The sequence below is a fragment of the Streptomyces sp. NBC_00557 genome (assembly GCF_036345995.1).
Taxonomy (GTDB): Bacteria; Actinomycetota; Actinomycetes; order Streptomycetales; family Streptomycetaceae; genus Streptomyces.
The window spans coordinates 2206452-2224901 of sequence record NZ_CP107796.1 but is presented as its reverse complement, the minus strand read 5'-3'; the positions used below and the strand labels follow the sequence as shown (position 1 = coordinate 2224901).

The following is an 18450-nucleotide window of genomic DNA, read 5'->3' as shown; positions in this document are numbered from 1 at the left end:
CCGAGGGCCGGCCGCTGGAGCGCGGGCGGAACCGGTGGGACGACGGTGAGCGGGGTGGGGAGCGGGCCGGCGGGGGCACGGTCGAGGGCCGGCCGATGGAGTGCGGGGGGGGGGGAACCGGCAGGACGACGATCGGCGCGGTGGCAAGCGGGCCGGCGGTGCCGCGGCCGGGGTCCGGCCGGCGGAGCGCGGGCGGGACCGGTCGTACGTCGATCAGCCGGGCGGAGAGCGCGTCGGTGAGGGCGTGGCGGAGCGTCGGCCGGTGGAGCGGGCGCGGCACTGGCGGTACGACGACCTGCCGGGCGTGGACCTGCTGCGGGCCCGGTATGTCCGCAAGACCTTCGTGCGGCACACCCACGAGCACTTCGTGATCGCGGCCATCGCCGACGGCGTCGAGGTCTTCCAGCACCGTGGCTCCGACGTGTACGTCCCCGCCGGAGCCCTCGCCCTCGTCAACCCGGACACCGCGCACACCGGCCGCGCCGGTGTCCCGGAGGGCTGGCGGTACGGTGCCGTCTATCCCTCGCCCGAGGTGGTCGCCGCGATCGCGGCCGAGACCACCGGCATCCGGGGCACGCCGGGTTTCGTCAGCCCCGTCCTCGACGACCCCTACGCCGTCCGCCTGGTCCACCGGATCCTCCGCGCCGCCGACGAGGGCAACGCGCTGGCTGCCGACACCCTGCTGCGGGTCGCCGTGACCAGGCTGCTGCGGCTGAACGGCGGCCCGCTGCCGCAGCGGCCGGTGCGCACGGCGGGAGCCCGTGTCGCGGCACGCGCGCGTGCCGTGCTCGAGGCGCGCATGGCCGAGCCCCCGACCCTGGAACGCCTGGCCGCCGACCTCGGCACCAGCCCCTTCGCGCTGCTGCGCGCGTTCCGCGACAGCTACGGCATGCCGCCGCACGCCTGGCTGACCGACGCCCGGGTGCGCCGCGCGCGCCTGCTGCTCGACGCGGGGGCACCCCCGGCCGAGGCGGCCGTGGCCGTCGGCTTCACCGACCAGCCCCACCTCAACCGCCACTTCACCCGGATCGTCGGCGTGCCCCCGGGGGCCTACCAGCGCGAGCGCGTGGCATCCGGCGAAGGCGGGCGCAAGAACGTACAAGACCCGGACTGAGACACGCCCGTACCGTCCCGCGTGTGGCACAGCAGACGTTACTCGCGGACATGACAGCCGACGACGCGCACAAGCCCGACCGGTCCGTCGTACGGGACGCGCTCGGGGTCGGCGTCGCCGTCGGGCTGTCCGGATTCGCCTTCGGGGTGACCTCGGCCGGCAGCGGGCTCGGACTTCTCCAGACCTGCGCGCTCAGCCTCCTGGTCTTCACCGGCGCCTCCCAGTTCGCCCTGGTCGGGGCACTGGCCGCCGGCGGCAACCCGTTCACGGCGGCCGCCGGCGCCTTCTTCCTCGGCGTGCGCAACGCCTTCTACGGGCTGCGGTTGTCGCACCTGCTCGCTCTCCCGCGCGCGGTACGGCCGTTCGCCGCCCAGTGGGTGATCGACGAGACAACGGCGGTCACCCTGGCCCAGCCGACCCGGCGGGCCCGGCGCATCGGCTTCACCGTCACCGGGCTCACCCTGTACGCCTTGTGGAACCTCACCACGCTCCTCGGCGCGCTGGGCGCCAAGGCCATCGGCGACACGCGCGCGTGGGGCCTGGACGCGGCCGGCCCCGCCGTGTTCCTGGCGCTGCTCGCGCCCATGCTGCGGACCACCACCGAGCGCGCGGTCGCAGGCCTCGCGGTCCTGCTGGGCCTCGGCCTGCTGCCCGTCCTGCCGGCCGGTGTCCCCGTCCTGGTGGCTGCCCTGGCCGCGCCGGTCGCCCTCCTCGCCGAGGGACGCCGCGCGGCGCGCACCCGACGAGGTGCGGCACGAGCGCCGGACCGGCGGGGCGGACCGGATGGACCAGGCGGATCCGCTGCATGTACTGGATCGGACGAAGCGGATCAGATTGACCAGGTTGACCGGGTCAATGGGATGGCCGGACCGGCTGGATCGGATGGACCGGCCGGACTGGATGGGGTGGCCGGACTGGATGGACTGGATGAACCGGACGGACCCGCGGAGGGGGAGGAGAACCGTTGAACACCTGGATCGCGATCGGCCTGACCGCGCTCGGCTGCTACGCCGTGAAGCTCGCCGGGCTGCTGGTGCCCGCGGGCGTCATGGAACGGCCCTTCGTACGGCGGCTCGCCGCCCTGCTGCCCGTCGCCCTCCTCGCCGCGCTCACGGCGCAGCAGACGTTCGCCGACGGGCACGCGCTCGTGCTGGACGCACGGGTCGCCGGGCTGGGCGCGGCCGCCGTGGCGCTGGTGCTGCGCGCGCCGTTCCTGCTGGTGGTCGCGGCGGCCGTGGTGGTGACGGCGGGCGCGCGTGCCCTCGGAGGGTGAGGGGGACGTTGGCGCAACGCGGTCGCCGGGTGCGGTCGCCGGAGGAGGCCAGCGGGTGCGGCGGTTCGCGGGTGAGCCTGCGGAGTGATCCGTCCCCGGCCGTGCCCCGGGCGCGATCAGCCGGCGGCAGGGCGCCGGCTCAGCCCACGTACCGGCCGTACACCCGCAGAGTGCGCAGGGCCTCGATCGTCACCAGGGAGCGTGCCTCCAGCGCGGGAGCCGGCGCCCACCGGCGCCAGCGGATCGGCCAGCCGCCGTCGTCCTGCTGCTCGGTGGCGAGGTGGTCCAGGGAGCGCGCCATTTCGTCGTCCGTGAACCACGCGCGTGCGAGCGACTGCGGAGTCCTGGCGAAGTCGTGCGGGAAGTGGTGCTCACCGGGGGCGTAGCCGGACGCCACCGGAAACGCGTCGAGCCTCTCCGGGTCCAGGGCGGCGAGGCGCTGCTCGCGCACCAGGCGGCCGAGCCGGTCCGCGGCGGCCTCCGCGCGCGAGCGGTCGGGAGCGGAGTCCAGGAAGGCCACGGCGGCCTCCACCTCGTAGGGGTGGGACTTCTCCAGGGACTCCACGGCCTGCCAGCAGAAGTCGGTGGCCCGGAACAGCCAGGCGTGCCACACCTCGTTGCGGTGCAGCAGCCCGACCACCGGCCCGGTGGCGAGCAGGTCGCTGGGAGGGTCGTCGACGACCGGGACGAACGGCGCCGCGGGATAGCCGCGCTGACTGGGATGGATCGCCGGCAGGGCGCCGTCGGCGGTGGAGATCCCGGTCAGGTAGCGGCACACGCGCTCGACCCGCTGCCCGGCGCAGCGCCCGATGGCGTCCAGCACCCGCAGCGCGTGCGCGGTGTGCAGAGGCTGGCTCACGGGGCCGCGCAGATCGGGTTCCAGCGCGTGCCCGTATCCGCCGTCCTCGTTGCGGTAGGCGTCCAGCGCCGCTTCCACAGCGTCCGGGCTGCCGTGCAGGAAGTGGTGCGCGAAGAGGTGCTGCTCCAGCACGCGCGCGTTGAGCCACACGAACTGCTCGGCGCGAAAGAGCGGGGAGCGCGCCGAGGGCGTGGAGGGGAGTGGGGAAACTCCTGTTTCGGCCATGCGTCAGACCGTAGGGCGGAAAGCGGTCTCGGCAAGCGCTCCCGGCCGGCGCCCACCCCCAGGGGCGGGATACTGGAGTCATGCGGTTGACGGTCTTCTGGCAGCGGATGGCGGAGCACTTCGGTCCGGGGTACGCCGACACCTTCGCACGTGATCACGTCATGTCGGAGCTGGGCGGGCGCACGGTGCACCAGGCGCTGGAGGCCGGCTGGGACGCGAAGGACGTGTGGCGCGTGGTCTGCGCGGTCATGGACGTGCCGGGCGAGCGGCGCTGAGGCGCGCACGCGCAGCCGGAAAAGTCCCCTTTCCTTCGTTAAGCGGTCAACTGTACGACGCTGAACGACCGCGAAGATCGCAGGTGGGCGCGGGTTGTCGGTGACGTGGGCGAGACTTGGCCCGTGGCATCCATCGACCAGGACAACGAGCCGCCGGTCCGCGACGCGGCATCGACCGGCACGACCCCGCCCGAGCGGCCCCCGGCCCCCGGCGCCGTCGCCGCGGCCGCCCGCATGCCGCGCTGGCTGCCGCGCGCCATGGTGCTCGCGCTCGCGCTGATCGCCGCGTTCCAGCTCGGCAGCTGGGCCTTCCACCAGCTGACCGGACTGTTGATCAACGTGTTGATCGCGTTCTTCCTGGCCCTCGCGGTGGAACCCGCGGTGAGCCGGATGTCCGCCCGCGGCATGCGCAGGGGACTCGCCACCTTCCTCGTCTTCCTCGGACTCGCGATCGCCGCCGCCGGATTCGTCGCCCTGCTCGGTTCGATGCTGGCCGGCCAGATCATCAAGATGGTCGAGGGCTTCCCGGCCTACCTCGACTCGCTCATCAACTGGATCAACGAGACCTTCCACACGCAACTGCGGCGCGTGGACGTCCAGGAGGGGCTGCTCCACTCCGACTGGCTGCGCAAGTACGCGCAGAACAGCGCCGCCGGTGTCCTCGACGTCTCCGCACAGGTGCTCGGCGGGCTCTTCCAGATGCTGACGGTGGGACTGTTCTCGTTCTACTTCGCCGCCGACGGCCCCCGGCTGCGCCGGGCCCTGTGCTCCGTCCTGCCGCCCGCGCGTCAGGCCGAGGTGCTGCGCGCCTGGGAGATCGCCGTCGACAAGACGGGCGGCTATCTGTACTCGCGTGGCCTGATGGCGCTCATCTCCGGCGTCGCCCACTACATCCTGCTCCAGGCCCTGGGCGTGCCGTACGCGCCCGTGCTGGGCGTCTGGGTGGGCCTGGTCTCGCAGTTCATCCCGACCATCGGCACCTACCTCGCGGGCGCGCTGCCGATGCTGATCGCGTTCACCGTCGACCCCTGGTACGCGGTGTGGGTGCTGGTCTTCGTCGTGGTCTACCAGCAGTTCGAGAACTACATGCTGCAGCCCAAGCTGACCGCCAAGACCGTCGACATCCATCCCGCCGTCGCCTTCGGCTCGGTCATCGCGGGCACCGCGCTGCTGGGCGCCGTCGGCGCGCTGATCGCCATTCCGGCGGTGGCCACGCTCCAGGCGTTCCTCGGCGCGTATGTGAAGCGGTACGCCGTCACGGACGACCCGCGCGTGCACGGGCACCGTGGCCGGGGTACCGGCGGTCCCGGGCTGCTGGCCCGGATACGCCGGCCGCGAGCCGGGCAGCCCGAGCCGGAGGAGTCGTAGCAGCAGGGGCGCCTCGTCGTCCGCGGATGCCCGTCGCCGTAGGTGGGGTGCGTCCGGAGACGGACGGCTGAGCCGGTGGCGGGCGGGCGTCGCGGGCCCGCCCACCGCTCCCGCCCCTGTCACCGGTACGTCGGCACCGCCCACAGCCCCGCCACGGCGACCGCCGCCGTGTAGCAGCCAGCTCCCGCGGCCGCGATTCGCAGGCGTGTGAGTTCGCTCCAGGGCGAGCCGGTGAGCAGCCAGGCCGGCGCGGGCAGGACGAGCACCGCGTGCAGGCTCACGTCGTGCGGGGGCTTGAGCGGGGCCGTCGAGTGGTGGGCGGCCTCCTGATGGCCGGTCCCGGTCAGCACCACCCCGCGCGCGATCATCGCCGCTCCGGAGGCCGGCGCCATCAGCGGGATCGCGAACCCGGAACGTATGGCGAGCGGCACGCCGGCCGGACCCGCCGGCCGGCGCCGGAAGACGCCACGGCGAAGACCGTGAGCAGGACGACCAGTACACCGCCGCCCACCGCCAGCGTCATGGACACCATCGTGTCGAAAGGCGTCTCCATGTTCAGATGCGCGGGCACCCGGCGCCACGCCTGGAGGACCTGACAGGACGAGGAGCGGCCCCGTCGCACCGGCAGAGGCGGTCGGCGGTGCCCGGTGGTGAAGGACTGGTTCCGTGCGCCATGTGGTGCGCTTGACACCAAAATCGAACATCCATTCTTATGGAGGCTCAGGCGAGGGTCTCAAGGGGGATTTCGTCCCGTTCTGCGGGGATGAGTCCCATAGTTATCCACAGGCCAGGCCTGCGTCGGGGCGCATTGTCAGTGGCAGGCGTTAGCGTCTTTGACGTGAAGCGATCGACTCAAGCAAACCGGGTGGAACCCATGGCAGGAACCGACCGCGAGAAGGCGCTCGACGCCGCGCTCGCACAGATTGAACGGCAATTCGGCAAGGGCGCGGTCATGCGCATGGGCGAGCGGTCGAAGGAGCCCATCGAGGTCATCCCGACCGGGTCGACCGCACTCGACGTCGCCCTCGGCGTCGGTGGCCTGCCGCGCGGCCGTGTCGTCGAGGTGTACGGCCCGGAGTCCTCCGGTAAGACCACGCTGACCCTGCACGCCGTGGCCAACGCCCAGAAGGCGGGCGGCACCGTCGCCTTCGTGGACGCCGAGCACGCCCTCGACCCCGAGTACGCCCAGAAGCTGGGCGTCGACATCGACCAGCTGATCCTCTCCCAGCCGGACAACGGCGAGCAGGCCCTGGAGATCGTGGACATGCTGGTCCGCTCCGGCGCCCTCGACCTGATCGTCATCGACTCCGTCGCCGCGCTCGTGCCGCGCGCGGAGATCGAGGGCGAGATGGGCGACAGCCACGTCGGTCTCCAGGCCCGTCTGATGAGCCAGGCCCTGCGGAAGATCACCGGTGCGCTCAACCAGTCCAAGACCACCGCGATCTTCATCAACCAGCTGCGTGAGAAGGTCGGAGTGATGTTCGGCTCGCCGGAGACCACCACCGGCGGCCGCGCGCTGAAGTTCTACGCCTCGGTGCGCCTGGACATCCGCCGCATCGAGACCCTGAAGGACGGCACGGAGGCGGTCGGCAACCGCACCCGCGTCAAGGTCGTCAAGAACAAGGTCGCCCCGCCCTTCAAGCAGGCCGAGTTCGACATCCTCTACGGCCAGGGCATCAGCCGCGAGGGCGGCCTGATCGACATGGGCGTGGAGCACGGCTTCGTCCGCAAGGCCGGCGCCTGGTACACGTACGAGGGCGACCAGCTCGGCCAGGGCAAGGAGAACGCGCGCAACTTCCTCAAGGACAACCCCGACCTGGCCAACGAGATCGAGAAGAAGATCAAGGAGAAGCTGGGCGTCGGCGTCCGGCCGGAGGAGCCCGCCGCCGAGCCGGGCGCGGACGCGGCGGTCACCGCCGCGGCCGCCGGCGACGCCAAGACGGTGCCCGCCCCGGCAGCCGCCAAGGCCACCAAGCCCAAGGCCGCCGCGGCCAAGAGCTGACCCGTGACACGACGAACCGACTGGGCCGAGTACGAGTACGCCACCCCCGGTGCCCCACGGGGGAGGGGCACCGGGGGTGGCTCGGACTCCGCACCCGGCGGTGACGGCGGACACCGGGACGACGGTCACGGCGAGCACGACCCGGACCACGGCAGCCGGCGGTACAGGGACGACGGCGGCTTCCACCCGGGTGACCCGGGCGGCGAGCCGTACGGGGACGGCTCGCCCGGCCGGTCCCACGGCGGCACGGGTCCGCGGGGCGGCCGGGCCCGCGGCCGGAGACGGCGCGGGTTCGGAGATGCGCCCGGTGAGGACGAAGGCGCCCCTTCCTCGTCGAGGGCCGAGCGGGGGGAGTCTTCAGGGGACCCGGCTGAGCGGGCACGGGCGATCTGCCTGCGCCTGCTCACCGGGACCCCGCGCACCCGCAAGCAACTCGCGGACGCCCTGCGCAAGCGGGAGATTCCCGAGGACGTCGCCGAGGAGGTGCTGTCGCGGTTCGAGGAGGTCGGGCTGATCGACGACGGCGCGTTCGCGGACGCCTGGGTGGAGTCACGGCACTACGGCCGGGGGCTCGCACGCCGGGCGCTCGCCCAGGAGCTGCGCACCAAGGGGGTCGACTCGGCGCTGATCGACGAGGCCGTCTCCCAGCTCGACTCCGAGCAGGAGGAAGCGACGGCCCGCGAACTCGTGGCCCGCAAACTGCGTGCCACCCGTGGCCTCGACCGCGACAAGCGGCTCCGCCGCCTCGCCGGCATGCTCGCCCGCAAGGGCTACCCCGAGGGCATGGCCCTCCGCGTCGTCCGCCGGGCACTGGAGGAAGAGGGCGAGGACACCGAGTTCCTCGAAGGGGACTTCTGACCCTGCACCGAAGTGCCGCCTGTTCTGCTCCTGGTCACCGGGAGACGGCAGAACCCCCGCGCCCGGCACGGGGGTTCGGACCTCGGTCAGGGCGTGGCCGGCTCCACCGGCAGGCCTTCGGCCCGCCATGCCTGGAAGCCGCCCACCAGGTCGGTCGCCCGGTGCAGGCCCAGTTGGTGCAGGGAGGCGGCGGCGAGACTGGAGGCGTACCCCTCGTTGCAGACCACCACCACACGCAGGTCGTGGCTGGTGGCCTCGGGGAGACGGTGGCTGCCCTGGGGGTCGAGGCGCCACTCCAGTTCGTTGCGCTCGACGACGAGCGCGCCGGGGATGAGCCCGTCCCGCTCGCGCAGGGCCGCGTACCGGATGTCGACGAGCAGCGCCTCGCCCGTCCGCGCCGCCTCGTACGCCTCGCGGGCCTCGATGCGCCGGTAGCCCGCGCGCACCCGCTCCAGCAACTCGTCGATGCCGACCGGAGACCGACCGGTGCCGCTCACTGCCAGTCCTCCGGGCGTTCGACCTGCTCGAGGCGGAGGACCTGACCTGTGCGGCTGTAGCGCCGGATGCGGGGCAGGGGCGGATAGTAGGCGTGCACGGAGATCGCGTGCTCCTCGCGGGACTCGTTGAGAACCTCGTGGACATGGTGGCGGCCGAAGGCGCGGCCCTGGCCCGCGGCCAGCCGGCGTTCGCGGTCCACGCCCTCGGTGAGTTCGAGGGTCTTCCAGCCGTCGGTCGGCAGCCGGGCGGCGAGCGAGTTCTCCTTGAGCGTGCCGGAGGCGGTGAAGAACGCGCCGACCGAGTCGGCGTGGTCGTGCCAGCCGGTGCCGGTGCCGGGCGGCCAGCCGATCAGCCAGGCCTCGCTGCCGCCCGGACCCTCCAGCCGCACCCAGGTGCGGCCCTCCGGATCGAGCGGAAGGGAGGCGATCAGCTCGGCGTCGGCGGCGGTGCGCCGTACGAAGTCGAGGAGGTCCGCCTGGGTGGGCGTCGAGCCGACGGCAGGGGACAGGGAAGCAGGGGAGACAGACACGTACACCGTCCTGAAGCCTGAAGAGGGTTCGCGAACGGGCGCTGCGAGGCGCCCGGAAGGGAAAAGAGATGCGAATTCAGCAGGGCGGGCGACACACGCAGCCCGCGTAGCGGACGAGGTCCATGTGGACCCTCCGCCACAGGCGCACGCAGGTGTCGGTCATGGTCCGGAGTACAGCATGCCGGTGTGGTTCGGTCAACTCACCGTCACCATGTGGACAGAGGGTGACGGTCCTCCCGATCAGCGGGCGCCGGAAGCGACCCGTGCCTCTTCCCTGGCCGCGCCGCCCACCGCCGCCTCCGCCGCCGAGTACAGGTCGGCCGGCCGGACCCCGCTCAGCGCGGTGACCAGATGGCCGTCGGGGCGTACCAGCAGCACGCTGTGCGCCGGCGCACCCGGGTAGCTCTCGGCGACCAGCAGTTCCGCCGGGCACGGCAGGGCGGTCACGGCCGCCGCGAGGCGGGGCATGACTCCGGCCGAGACCCAGTGCTTGCGGTCCCACACGCCCGTGCCCGGCGCGATCAGGACCACGAGCAGGGCGCCGCGGCCGAGCCGGTCGCGCAACTGGACGAAGGAACCATCCTCCGCGGTGACCCGTACGTCGGTGACCGGCTCGCCGGGCAGGGTGCCGACCGGGATCTCACCCTCCAGCTGCCCGGGCGTGAGCGGAGAGGAGGAGTACGCCCCCGGCGCACCCAGCGGCCCGCGCCCCAGGTGGCCGTCCGCGAGCAGCGCGTCGTGGCCCCGCGCCGCACCCGGCACGATCTGGCGCAGCCCGCCTCCGCCGCGCAGCACCGGCAGCGCCTGGTCGGCGGCGCGCAGCCGCGCGGCGATCACCGCACGCCGCTCGGACTGGTAGCTGTCCAGCAGCGCCTCGCGCGGGCCGTGATGCCAGACCGAGGCCAGCTTCCAGGCGAGGTTGTCGGCGTCCCTCAGCCCCTCGTCCAGCCCCTGGGTGCCGAGCGCGCCCAGCAGGTGGGCCGCGTCCCCGGCGAGGAAGACCCGGCCGACGCGCCACCGGCGGGCCAGCCGGTGGTGCACCGTGTGAACACCGGTGTCGAGCAGGTCGTACGCCGGTGTGGAGCCGTCGGTCCAGCCTGCGAGGGTCTCGCGGATCCGGGCCACCAGGATCTCGGGCGTGACTAGGTCCTTGCCCGGCGGCAGCAACCAGTCCAGGCGCCACACCCCGTCCGGGAGGGGGCGGGCGGTCACCTCCCCGGCCGAGGGCCCGGACTGCCGCCACGGCGGCATCCGATGGAGCAACGCGCGACCCTCCCAGGGAAGTTCCGCGCGCAGCGCGGCGACCGCGTGCCGCTCCACCGCCGTACGGCCCGGGAAACGGACGTCCAGGAGTTTGCGTACCGTGGAGCGCGGGCCGTCGCAGCCGACCAGGTAACTGCCGCGCCACCAGGTGCCGTTCGGGCCGCGGGTGTGCGCGGTGACGCCGGAACGCTCCTGCTCGATCCCGTCCAGGCGGCTGTCCACGGCCAGCCTGACGAGGGGCTCGTCGGCGACGGCCGCGCGCAGGGCGCCGGTGACGGTGTGCTGGGCGATGTGCAGCGGGGCCGCGGGATCGTCCGCGTCGAAGGCGATCTCGGTCATGACCTGCTTGCGCCGGACCGAGCGCCATCCGGCCCAGCGCACACCGTGCTCGTCGAGCGCCACCCCGGTCAGCCGCTCCAGCAGGGCGGCGGTGTGCTCGCGCAGCACGACGGTCCGGGCCGGGCGGGGTTCGTCCTTGCCGGGGCCCTCGTCCAGCACGACGCACGGCACGTCCTGTCGGGCCAGCGCCAGAGCGAGCGCCAGCCCGACCGGCCCCGCTCCGACGACGATCACCGGGTCCATGACGCGGTGCCCCCTGCCCGTGACGACGCCCTGACGGAGACAAGTGAACAGGAAGGTGGAGCGGGGTGCACGATCACAAAACGTATGCAACCCATTGGCAGAGTTTGCGTCAAGCGACCGGAGGCAGTGGCGATCATGCCACTGCCTCCGGGTCATGCTTTCGGGCCTGAGCCGGCGTCAGGCGGCGGTGCCGGCTCCCGCATGGCCGGCGATGTCCACGGTGTCCTCGACACCGAGCACCGCCCCCGTCGACTTCTTGCGCCGTCGCAGTCGGCCCTCGAGCCAGCTCGCGAACGAGGTCAGCGTGAAGTTGACGGCCACGAAGATCACGGCGACGACCGTGAAGGAGGCGATGGTGTTGGCGCCGTAGTAGCCGCTCATCGTGTTCGCGGACGCGAGCAGTTCGGGGTAGGTGAGGACGGCGCCGCCGAGCGCGGTGTCCTTCACCACGACCACCAGCTGGCTGACGATCGCCGGGAGCATCGCGGTGACCGCCTGCGGCAGCAGGATGAGCCGCATCACCTGGCCCTTGCGCAGACCGATCGCCATCGCCGCCTCGGACTGGCCCTTCGGCAGGGCGAGGATGCCCGCGCGGACGATCTCGGCGAGCACCGACGCGTTGTACAGCACCAGGCCGGTGACGACCGCGTACAGCGGACGGTCGTCCGAACTGACGTTGGTGTACTGGCTGTACAGCTCGTTGCCGAAGATCATAAGGACGAGCACGGGAATCGCCCGGAAGAACTCGACCACGACCGTCGCCGGTACCCGCACCCACGCGTGGTCCGACAGCCGCGCGATGCCGAGGACGGCGCCCAGCGGCAGCGCGATGACCATCGCCAGGGCCGCCGCCTTCAGGGTGTTCTGCAGGCCCGGCCAGATGTACGTCGTGTAGGCCTCCGAGCCGAAGAACGGTTTCCACAGCGCCCAGGCCAGCTGGCCCTTGTCGTCGAGGGACGTGTACACCCACCACACCAGGGCGGCGAGGGCGACCAGGAAGAGCGCCGTGTACAGGACGTTGCGCCGTCTGGCGCGCGGCCCCTGGGCGTCGTAAAGGACCGAGGTCATCGCTTCACCGCCACCTTCTTGCCCACCCAGCCGAGGATCAGACCGGTCGGCAGGGTCAGGCAGCAGAACCCGAAGGCGATGACCGCGGAGATCGCCAGCAGTTGGGCCTCGTTCTCCACCATCTTCTTCATCAGGTACGCCGCTTCCGCCACGCCGATCGCGGCCGCGACGGTCGTGTTCTTCGTCAACGCGATCAGCACGTTGGTCAGCGGTCCGACCGCGGCGCGGAAGGCCTGCGGGAGCACGACCAGGAACAGCACCTGGGTGAAGCTCAGGCCGATGGCCCGGGCCGCCTCGGCCTGGCCTACGGGCACCGTGTTGATGCCGGAGCGGATCGCCTCGCAGACGAAGGCCGACGTGTAGACGATCAGTCCCAGCACGGCCAGCCGGAAGTTGATCGTCTCGAACTTGTCCGCGCCCAGGGTGATGCCCAGCGTCTGGTTCAGACCGAGCGAGGTGAACAGGATGATCACCGTGAGCGGGATGTTGCGCACGATGTTCACGTACGTGGTGCCGAAACCGCGCATGAGGGGCACCGGCCCCACCCGCATGGCCGCCAGCAGGGTGCCCCAGACCAGGGAGCCCACGGCCGACAGCAGCGTGAGCTGCACCGTCGTCCAGAAGGCGCCCAGCACGTCGTACTTGTCAAGAAAGTCGAACACGATCTCCCGTGCTTCCGCGTGTAGGGATGCCCGGGTGCGCCGCCCTCACGGACGGCGCACCCGCCGGGCGTTTCCTCAGCTCTTGATGTCGCCGATCTTCGGGGCGGGCTCGTTCTTGTAGCCGGCCGGGGCGAGGTTCTTGTCCACGGCCTTCTGCCAGGAACCGTCGGCGACCATGTCCTGGAGCGCCTTGTTGATCTTGGCCTTGAGGTCGCTGCCCTTCTTGACGCCGATGCCGTAGTTCTCGTTGGTCATCTTGAAGCCGCCGAGCTTGAACTTGCCCTTGAACTGGGACTGGGCGGCGTAGCCGGCGAGGATGGCGTCGTCCGTCGTCAGGGCGTCGATCGCCTTGTTCTGCAGGCCGGTCAGGCAGGCGGAGTACGTCGGGTACTCCTGGAGCTGGGCCTTGGGGGCCAGCTTGTCGTGCACGTTCTGCGCCGAGGTCGAGCCGGTGACCGAACACAGCTTCTTGTTGTTGAGGTCGGACGGAGACTTGATCGAGTTGTCGTCCGCGCGGACCAGCACGTCCTGGTGGGCCAGCAGGTAGGGGCCGGCGAAGTCGACCTTCTGCTGGCGCTCGGGGGTGATCGAGTAGGAGGCGGCGATGAAGTCGACGTCACCGCGCTGCAGCATGGTCTCGCGGTCGGCGCTCTTCGACTCCTTCCACTCGATCTGGTCGGCCGAGTAACCGAGCTTCTTGGCGACATAGGTGGCCACGTCGACGTCGAAGCCCGCGTAGCCCTGCGGGGTCTTCTGGCCGATGCCCGGCTGGTCGAACTTGATGCCGATGGCGATCTTCTTGCCGCCGCCGGAGGAGCCGTTGTCGTCCTTCTTGCCGCCGCCGCAGGCGGTGGCCCCCACGGCGAGGGCGAGCACGGCGGCCGATGCGGCGGTGACCTTGCGGAGCTTCATGCTGAACATCCTTAGGAGTGGTGAGGAACGAGGTCCGTGGGAAAAGGCGACCCCGCGCGCGGGGCGGCCGGGCACCGTCAGTGGTGCAGGATCTTGGACAGGAAGTCCTTGGCCCGGTCGCTGCGCGGGTTGCTGAAGAACTGGTCGGGCGCGGCCTGTTCGACGATCCGGCCGTCGGCCATGAAGACCACGCGGTTGGCGGCCGACCGCGCGAAGCCCATCTCGTGGGTGACGACGACCATCGTCATGCCCTCACGGGCGAGCTGCTGCATGACCTCGAGGACCTCGTTGATCATCTCGGGGTCGAGGGCGGAGGTCGGCTCGTCGAAGAGCATGACCTTCGGGTCCATCGCCAGCGCCCGCGCGATGGCCACGCGCTGCTGCTGGCCGCCGGACAGCTGGGCGGGGTACTTGTCGGCCTGCGTGGCCACACCGACCCGGTCGAGCAGGGACCGGGCCTTCTCCTCGGCCTGCTTCTTGTCCGCCTTGCGGACCTTGAGCTGGCCGAGCATCACGTTCTCGAGCACGGTCTTGTGCGCGAAGAGGTTGAAGGACTGGAAGACCATCCCGACGTCCGCCCGCAGCCGGGCCAGCTCCTTGCCCTCCTGGGGCAGGGGCTTGCCGTCGATGGTGATGGTGCCCGAGTCGATCGTCTCCAGGCGGTTGATGGTGCGGCACAGCGTCGACTTCCCGGACCCGGAGGGCCCGATGACCACGACGACCTCGCCGCGGGCGATCGTCAGGTCGATGTCCTGGAGCACGTGCAACGCGCCGAAGTGCTTGTTGACGCTCTTCAGGACGACCAGTTCGTCGGACGTGACCACGCTTTCCTCCTTGGTCACCGATACATTGGTCATCGCTTTCGGGCTCCGTCCTCCTCGGTTTCGGAGGACAGTAATGAGCGGCTGTGACCTGCGTCATCACATCTGAGGGAGATCTGAGCATCACGATCCGATAGCAATCGGACACGTGTCGTAGCAGTTGTCCCCCGTGTGCGTATCGGCCGGATAACGGAAGCCACGGACAACCGGAACGCTCTTGACTCCGTCCTTGTCCATCGGCGTCACTTCCATGGGCACGCGCGCGTGAGCCACCCGAAGCACGCGAACCCGGACCGTACGACCGCTGAACCGAAGGGGGACGGGATGAGACTGCTGCTCGTCGAGGACGACAACCATGTCGCGGCGGCGCTGTCCGCCGTCCTCGCCCGGCACGGTTTCGAGGTCACCCACGCGCGCAGCGGCGAGGAGGCGCTGCAGGCGCTCGTCCCCGAGAGCGACGGCTTCGGTGTGGTCCTGCTCGACCTGGGGCTGCCCGACCAGGACGGTTACGAGGTCTGCGGCAAGATCCGCAAACGCACCAGCACCCCGGTGATCATGGTCACCGCGCGCTCCGACGTCCGCTCCCGCATCCACGGGCTCAACCTGGGCGCCGACGACTACGTGGTCAAGCCGTACGACACCGGGGAACTGCTCGCCCGCATCCACGCCGTCAGCAGGCGTACGGCGCACGAGGAGCCGGGGTCCGGCGGCGACGGCTCGCTGCACCTCGGTCCGGTCCGCATCGAACTGCCCACGCGCCAGGTCACCGTGGACGGCGCGGTCGTCCAGCTGACCCGCAAGGAGTTCGACCTGCTCGCCCTGCTCGCGCAGCGCCCCGGTGTGGTCTTCCGGCGCGAGCAGATCATCAGCGAGGTCTGGCGCACCAGTTGGGAGGGCACCGGCCGCACCCTGGAGGTGCACGTCGCCTCCCTGCGCGCCAAACTGCGCATGCCCGCGCTGATCGAGACCGTACGCGGCGTCGGCTACCGCCTCGTCGCCCCGGCCGCCTAGCGGGGCCGGGTGCGCGCACGTCTGCTGCCGCTGCTCATCGTCCTGATGGCGGCGGTCCTGCTCGCCCTCGGGGTCCCGCTCGCCGTCAGCCTGGCCGCCGCCCAGCAGCAGAAGGTCGTCGTCGACCGCATCGACGACACGGCACGCTTCGCGGCGCTCGCCCAGTTCGTGACCGCCGGGCCCAGCGGATCGCGCCGCACCGGCACCGACGACCGCCTGCAGGCGCTGCGCAGCGAACTCGCCAGCTACTACGACGTCTACGGCATCCGCGCGGGCGTCTTCTACCGCAACGGCTCCGCGATGGCCAACGCCCCCGACGACTGGTTCGTACCGCGGACGGGGGAGGTGCGGGACGCCTTCGAGGAGGCGCTGCTCAGCCGGCGCAGCCATGACCCCCGACAGGTGTGGCCCTGGCAGCACAGCCGGCTGGTCGTGGCCTCGCCTGTGATCCGGGACGGGGACGTGGTGGCGGTCGTGGTCACCGACTCGCCCACCGGCCAGATGCGTTCCCGGACCCTGCGCGGCTGGATGATCATCGGGGCGGGCGAGATCGCGGCGATGCTGCTGGCCGTGGGCGCGGCGCTGCGGCTGACCGGCTGGGTGCTGCGGCCCGTACGGGTCCTGGACGCCACCACCCACGACATCGCCACCGGACGGCTGAAGTCCCGGGTGGCGGTCGCCGGCGGCCCGCCGGAACTCAGGCGGCTGGCCCGCTCGTTCAACGAGATGGCGGACAACGTCGAGGACGTGCTGGAGCAGCAGCGCGCCTTCGTCGCGGACGCCTCGCACCAGCTGCGCAACCCGCTCTCGGCGCTGCTGCTGCGCATCGAACTGCTGGCACTCGAACTCCCGGAGGACAACGAGGAGATCGCCTCGGTGCGCACCGAGGGCAAGCGCCTCGCGCAGGTTCTGGACGACCTGCTCGACCTCGCGCTGGCCGAGCACGCCGAGGCGGACCTGAAGGTGACCGACATCGGCGCGCTCGCCGAGGAGCGGGTCGCCGCCTGGGCGCCGGCCGCCGAGGCCAACGGCGTCCGGCTCACCGGGGACTGCCCGCCCACGACCGCCTGGGCGGACCCGATCACCCTGTCCAGCGCCCTGGACGCGGTGATCGACAACGCGGTGAAGTTCACCCCCGAGGGGGGCACGGTGGAGGTCACCGTGGCCGCCGACGGCGACACCTCCACGGTCGTCGTCACCGACACCGGGCCCGGCCTCACCGACGAGGAACTCGCCCGCGTGGGCGACCGCTTCTGGCGCAGCGGCCGCCACCAGAACGTCAAGGGCTCGGGCCTGGGCCTGTCCATCGTGCGCACCCTTCTCACGGCCGGCGGCGGCTCGATCGAGTACGCCCACCACGAGCCGCGGGGCCTGCGGGTGACGGTGAGGGTTCCGAGGCACGGGGAGGCGTGAGCGGGGGCCGGGGCCGGGGCCGGTGTCGGGATGTCAGGTCCGCGGGGCGCCGGGCCGTACCGGAGTCCAGGGCGCTTCAGAGCCGTCCGCTCATACCGGGAGCTGGGGGTGCCGGGACCGTCGGCCCTAAGGCTTCACCTCGCGGTAGTAGCGGCGGGCGCCCTCCTGGAGGGGCAGTGGGTCGGTGTAGATGGCGGTGCGCAGGTCGACCAGCTGGGCGGAGTGGACATGGGCGCCTATGCCGTCGCGGCTCTTGATCACCGTGCGGGTCACCCATTCGGTGAGCCGGGGGTCCACGTCCGCGCGGGTCATCAGGAGGTTGGACACCGCGAGGGTCGGCACCTCGGTGCCCTGTTGCACGGCCGGATAGGCGGACTCGGGGATGTTGGTGGCCCGGTAGTAGCGCGACTCCTGGCCCTGGCCGTGCAGTCGCTTGACGACATCGCCCTCGATCGGCACGAACTTGAAGGCGCCCTTCCTGGCCATCCCGACGAGCCCCTTGGTCGGCAGGCCGCCCGACCAGAAGAAGGCGTCGATCCCGCCCCGCCCCAGCCGGCCGGGCCCGGTGTCGATGCCGTCCGAGAACGGCGTGATGTCCTTGCGCGGGTCGATGCCGGAGGCCCTGAGCACCCGGTCGGCGATCAGCCGCACCCCGGAGTCGGGCAGCCCTATCGCCACCCGCTTGTGCCGCAGATCCGCGACGTTCCTGATGTCCGAGTCGCTGCGCACGATGAGGTGCACGTAGTCGTCGTACAGCCGGGCCACTCCGCGCAGCCGCCCGGCGCCGCTGCCGTGCGCCAGCTCGTACGCCTCCACCGCGTCGGCCGCCGCGATGGTGAAGTCGGCCCGGCCGGTCGCCACCCGCTGCACGTTCTCCTGCGAACCGGCGCTGTTCAGCAGCTTCACCTTCAGATCGGGCATGTCCTTGGCGAACTCGGCGCGCAGCCGCTCGCCGTACTCCTGGTAGACCCCCCGGGGCGTGCCCGTGCTGAAGACGATCGTCCCGCTCGGCGGCTTCTCGCCCAGCGGCAGCAGCCACCACAGCAGGAGACCGAGCACCACGGCGCCGGCGGCCGCGGCCGGCAGCGCCCGGCGCCTGCCGAGACGGGGGAAGACCTTGGACATGCGGCGATCCTGCCAGGCCGGGCGCGACCCTGACCAGGGCCGAGGCACGCGGGGCCGGTGCACGGAGGGCTCCGGGCGGCGCCGTGAGAAGGACGGCGGGCACTGTCAGTGGCCGCCGTTACAGTCGTCGCATGAGCACTTCGCCCGCCGACCTCGTCCGAGAGTTCCACCACGCCTTCGGCCTGGACGCCCGCAGTACGCCGACGGAGGTGGGCCCCGGTCTGGCCGCGCACCGCGGGGAGCTGCTAGCCGAGGAGGCCGCGGAGGTCGCCGAGGTGGCCGTCGACGGACCGCTGGACAGACTCGCGCACGAACTGGCGGACGTGGTCTACGTGGCGTACGGCACGGCGCTGGTGCACGGCATCGACCTCGACGAGGTGATCGCCGAGATCCACCGCGCCAACATGAGCAAGCTCGGCCCGGACGGGCAGGTCGCCCGCCGGGCCGACGGCAAGGTGCTCAAGGGCGAGCACTACCGCGCACCGGACGTGTCGGCCGTACTGCGCCGCCAGGGCTGGAGACCGGCGGCGCAGAACGGCTCTTCCCGGACAAGCGCCCAGCAGCGGGCGAGCGCCACGGGACAGCAGCGGGC

Annotated in this window: 18 protein-coding genes and 3 pseudogenes; 10 read left to right on the top strand and 11 right to left on the bottom strand. The window is 71.8% G+C overall.

Annotation, left to right across the window (positions count from 1 at the left end; genetic code table 11):
• Positions 1-244 precede the first annotated feature (244 nt).
• The 3 genes and pseudogenes from OG956_RS09075 to OG956_RS09065 form a co-directional block, all read left to right on the top strand.
• Positions 245-1111: pseudogene (locus OG956_RS09075) on the top strand (AraC family transcriptional regulator); the annotation flags it as partial.
• Between the two features lie 26 nt (positions 1112-1137).
• On the top strand, positions 1138-2082 hold the full coding sequence (locus OG956_RS09070; RefSeq protein ID WP_443065544.1) for an AzlC family ABC transporter permease: 945 nt from the start codon (positions 1138-1140) through the stop codon (positions 2080-2082).
• Complete coding sequence (locus OG956_RS09065) at positions 2079-2387, top strand: AzlD domain-containing protein (RefSeq protein ID WP_330337441.1); 309 nt, start codon at positions 2079-2081, stop codon at positions 2385-2387. The genes OG956_RS09070 and OG956_RS09065 overlap by 4 nt, the downstream gene beginning before the upstream one ends.
• A gap of 139 nt (positions 2388-2526) precedes the next feature.
• Here the strand turns inward: OG956_RS09065 and OG956_RS09060 are convergent, their stop codons facing one another.
• Positions 2527-3471: a hypothetical protein gene (locus tag OG956_RS09060; protein ID WP_330337440.1), complete on the bottom strand. Its 945-nt coding sequence runs from the start codon at positions 3469-3471 to the stop codon at positions 2527-2529.
• A gap of 80 nt (positions 3472-3551) precedes the next feature.
• Between OG956_RS09060 and OG956_RS09055 the strand changes: the two genes are divergently transcribed.
• Both OG956_RS09055 and OG956_RS09050 read left to right on the top strand, forming a co-directional pair.
• Positions 3552-3746: a DUF3046 domain-containing protein gene (locus OG956_RS09055; RefSeq protein ID WP_330337439.1), complete on the top strand. Its 195-nt coding sequence runs from the start codon at positions 3552-3554 to the stop codon at positions 3744-3746.
• Between the two features lie 234 nt (positions 3747-3980).
• Positions 3981-5114 carry an AI-2E family transporter gene (locus OG956_RS09050; protein WP_330342781.1) on the top strand — a complete coding sequence of 378 codons (1134 nt, stop codon included), beginning with the start codon at positions 3981-3983 and terminating at the stop codon, positions 5112-5114.
• A gap of 119 nt (positions 5115-5233) precedes the next feature.
• Here the strand turns inward: OG956_RS09050 and OG956_RS09045 are convergent.
• A pseudogene (locus tag OG956_RS09045) lies at positions 5234-5703 on the bottom strand (hypothetical protein); the annotation flags it as partial.
• A gap of 285 nt (positions 5704-5988) precedes the next feature.
• Here OG956_RS09045 and recA point away from each other — a divergent pair.
• A complete protein-coding gene (gene recA / locus OG956_RS09040; RefSeq protein ID WP_330337438.1) occupies positions 5989-7116 on the top strand; it encodes a recombinase RecA in 1128 nt (375 codons plus the stop codon).
• Positions 7117-7119: 3 nt separating this feature from the next.
• Entirely contained in the window at positions 7120-7974 is an 855-nt protein-coding gene (recX, locus tag OG956_RS09035; RefSeq protein WP_330337437.1) for a recombination regulator RecX, read from the top strand.
• An 86-nt stretch (positions 7975-8060) separates the two neighbouring features.
• Here the strand turns inward: recX and OG956_RS09030 are convergent, their stop codons facing one another.
• The 8 genes from OG956_RS09030 to OG956_RS08995 all read right to left on the bottom strand — a co-directional run bounded on the left by OG956_RS09030 (position 8061) and on the right by OG956_RS08995 (position 14345).
• Positions 8061-8477 (bottom strand): rhodanese-like domain-containing protein, encoded by a 417-nt coding sequence (locus tag OG956_RS09030; RefSeq protein ID WP_443065669.1) that lies wholly within the window; start codon positions 8475-8477, stop codon positions 8061-8063.
• Complete coding sequence (locus tag OG956_RS09025) at positions 8468-9001, bottom strand: cysteine dioxygenase (RefSeq protein ID WP_330337435.1); 534 nt, start codon at positions 8999-9001, stop codon at positions 8468-8470. Before OG956_RS09025 ends, OG956_RS09030 begins: the two co-directional genes overlap by 10 nt.
• A 76-nt stretch (positions 9002-9077) precedes the next feature.
• A complete protein-coding gene (locus OG956_RS09020; protein WP_330342780.1) occupies positions 9078-9164 on the bottom strand; it encodes a putative leader peptide in 87 nt (28 codons plus the stop codon).
• Positions 9165-9241: 77 nt separating this feature from the next.
• Positions 9242-10846 carry an FAD-dependent monooxygenase gene (locus OG956_RS09015; RefSeq protein ID WP_330337434.1) on the bottom strand — a complete coding sequence of 535 codons (1605 nt, stop codon included), beginning with the start codon at positions 10844-10846 and terminating at the stop codon, positions 9242-9244.
• A 177-nt stretch (positions 10847-11023) separates the two neighbouring features.
• Complete coding sequence (locus tag OG956_RS09010) at positions 11024-11914, bottom strand: amino acid ABC transporter permease (RefSeq protein ID WP_330337433.1); 891 nt, start codon at positions 11912-11914, stop codon at positions 11024-11026.
• Positions 11911-12576, bottom strand: a complete 666-nt coding sequence (locus OG956_RS09005) for an amino acid ABC transporter permease (protein ID WP_330337432.1) — start codon at positions 12574-12576, stop codon at positions 11911-11913. The genes OG956_RS09010 and OG956_RS09005 overlap by 4 nt, the downstream gene beginning before the upstream one ends.
• A gap of 75 nt (positions 12577-12651) precedes the next feature.
• Positions 12652-13488 carry a glutamate ABC transporter substrate-binding protein gene (locus OG956_RS09000; RefSeq protein WP_330337431.1) on the bottom strand — a complete coding sequence of 279 codons (837 nt, stop codon included), beginning with the start codon at positions 13486-13488 and terminating at the stop codon, positions 12652-12654.
• A gap of 77 nt (positions 13489-13565) precedes the next feature.
• The gene (locus tag OG956_RS08995) at positions 13566-14345 is read right to left on the bottom strand and encodes an amino acid ABC transporter ATP-binding protein (RefSeq protein WP_330337430.1); all 780 of its coding nucleotides are present in this window, start codon (positions 14343-14345) and stop codon (positions 13566-13568) included.
• A 288-nt stretch (positions 14346-14633) separates the two neighbouring features.
• Between OG956_RS08995 and OG956_RS08990 the strand changes: the two genes are divergently transcribed.
• Both OG956_RS08990 and OG956_RS08985 read left to right on the top strand, forming a co-directional pair.
• Complete coding sequence (locus tag OG956_RS08990) at positions 14634-15320, top strand: response regulator transcription factor (RefSeq protein WP_330337429.1); 687 nt, start codon at positions 14634-14636, stop codon at positions 15318-15320.
• Positions 15321-15329: 9 nt separating this feature from the next.
• A complete protein-coding gene (locus OG956_RS08985) occupies positions 15330-16733 on the top strand; it encodes a sensor histidine kinase (RefSeq protein WP_330337428.1) in 1404 nt (467 codons plus the stop codon).
• Between the two features lie 126 nt (positions 16734-16859).
• Here OG956_RS08985 and OG956_RS08980 read toward each other — a convergent pair whose 3' ends face one another.
• Complete coding sequence (locus OG956_RS08980) at positions 16860-17858, bottom strand: TAXI family TRAP transporter solute-binding subunit (protein WP_330337427.1); 999 nt, start codon at positions 17856-17858, stop codon at positions 16860-16862.
• A 131-nt stretch (positions 17859-17989) separates the two neighbouring features.
• On the opposite strand from OG956_RS08980, the pseudogene OG956_RS08975 reads away from it, so the two are divergent.
• Positions 17990-18388 (top strand): annotated as a pseudogene (locus tag OG956_RS08975) (MazG nucleotide pyrophosphohydrolase domain-containing protein); the annotation flags it as partial.
• Between the last annotated feature and the right edge of the window lie 62 nt (positions 18389-18450).

Coding starts and splice junctions, on each gene's coding strand:
- OG956_RS09000 (WP_330337431.1), bottom strand. CDS start 13,488: ATGAAGCTCCGCAAGGTCACCGCCGCATCGGCCGCCGTGCTCGCCCTC.
- OG956_RS09010 (WP_330337433.1), bottom strand. CDS start 11,914: ATGACCTCGGTCCTTTACGACGCCCAGGGGCCGCGCGCCAGACGGCGC.
- OG956_RS08980 (WP_330337427.1), bottom strand. CDS start 17,858: ATGTCCAAGGTCTTCCCCCGTCTCGGCAGGCGCCGGGCGCTGCCGGCC.
- OG956_RS09050 (WP_330342781.1), top strand. CDS start 3,981: ATGCCGCGCTGGCTGCCGCGCGCCATGGTGCTCGCGCTCGCGCTGATC.
- recA (WP_330337438.1), top strand. CDS start 5,989: ATGGCAGGAACCGACCGCGAGAAGGCGCTCGACGCCGCGCTCGCACAG.
- OG956_RS09015 (WP_330337434.1), bottom strand. CDS start 10,846: ATGGACCCGGTGATCGTCGTCGGAGCGGGGCCGGTCGGGCTGGCGCTC.
- OG956_RS08995 (WP_330337430.1), bottom strand. CDS start 14,345: ATGACCAATGTATCGGTGACCAAGGAGGAAAGCGTGGTCACGTCCGAC.
- OG956_RS08990 (WP_330337429.1), top strand. CDS start 14,634: ATGAGACTGCTGCTCGTCGAGGACGACAACCATGTCGCGGCGGCGCTG.
- OG956_RS09060 (WP_330337440.1), bottom strand. CDS start 3,471: ATGGCCGAAACAGGAGTTTCCCCACTCCCCTCCACGCCCTCGGCGCGC.
- OG956_RS09020 (WP_330342780.1), bottom strand. CDS start 9,164: ATGACCGACACCTGCGTGCGCCTGTGGCGGAGGGTCCACATGGACCTC.
- OG956_RS09055 (WP_330337439.1), top strand. CDS start 3,552: ATGCGGTTGACGGTCTTCTGGCAGCGGATGGCGGAGCACTTCGGTCCG.